The organism is Cupriavidus sp. 8B (assembly GCF_054589115.1).
The window spans coordinates 1-997 of sequence record NZ_BAAILO010000050.1 but is presented as its reverse complement, the minus strand read 5'-3'; the positions used below and the strand labels follow the sequence as shown (position 1 = coordinate 997).

Here is a 997-nt window from a genome sequence, read left to right as displayed (position 1 = left end):
CGTGTTCCACGCGATCACCAGGTTCGTCAACAGCGTCAGAGAGCCAGAGATCGCGATCATCTCGTCGCGCCGCCGTCCGCGCTCCGGCGCGACCTTGCCTGTGTATATCGCACGCTGGAGCTGGTGAACTGATTCGCCCCGGTTCAGTAGCGTATGCAACTCACGACGAAACCCGGTATTGCTGAAGTAATCACACAGGAAAAGCGTGCGCAGCAGCTTGCCAAGATGGTCGGCCGCGCGATGAATCGGGTCACCGTGTGCCGCGCTGCCGAATCGCTCCAACGCGACAATAGCGCTTAGACGTCCGGATTTGATCGATGCCGCCAGCCGCAGCAAACCATCCCATCCGTCACGGATTGCCTTGAGCGATATGTCCTGGCAGACAACTGGGGCGACGCCTTCCGGGGCCATCCATCCCCGCGGTAGATACAGCTTGCGCTCCGAGAGGTTGCGCAAGCGGGGGCAGAGATCAAAGCCGAGCATTTTCGATAGCGCCATGCCCACGTTCGTATATCCATGGGTATCGACCGAAAGTCGGAGCAGGCCGCCATCGTCACGCTTCTCACCGTGACGGATCACGCCTTCAATCGCGGCACCGGCCTGCCGCTCATTGAGCACGATCGGCTGGTTGTACGCGATGCCATGCTGGTCGAGGACGTGTGTGTAGATACCCACGGCGTGCGTGCGGCGTCGTGGGTCGACCCGCGCATAGAATAGGTGGGGTGACGTGTCCAGGCTCATGGAATCGCTGGAGGCCCTCCTCCCAGTCCCCCAGAGTTCGGTAATCGGGTGTGTGCGCTGGAATTCCACCACCCGTTCGTTCGCGCGGGTCAACCGACCAGGCATTTCGAGGGCGCGCATAGTGGTGGAGATATGCGCCGGATCCAACTCCGGAATCATCGCAGCAACGCTCGTTGCATCGAGATCCGTGCCGTGTGAGAGCAGTCCGGCGTACAGCGAAATGAGTTCATGCGCGTCCCGCGCCTTGCGCGCAAGC

At 61.4% G+C, this 997-nt stretch carries 1 protein-coding gene; it reads right to left on the bottom strand.

Translation table 11 applies throughout. From position 1 onward, the window contains the following. A partial coding sequence (locus tag ACYP5B_RS05065; RefSeq protein ID WP_459568798.1) for a Tn3 family transposase occupies positions 1-997 on the bottom strand: 997 nt, incomplete at both ends.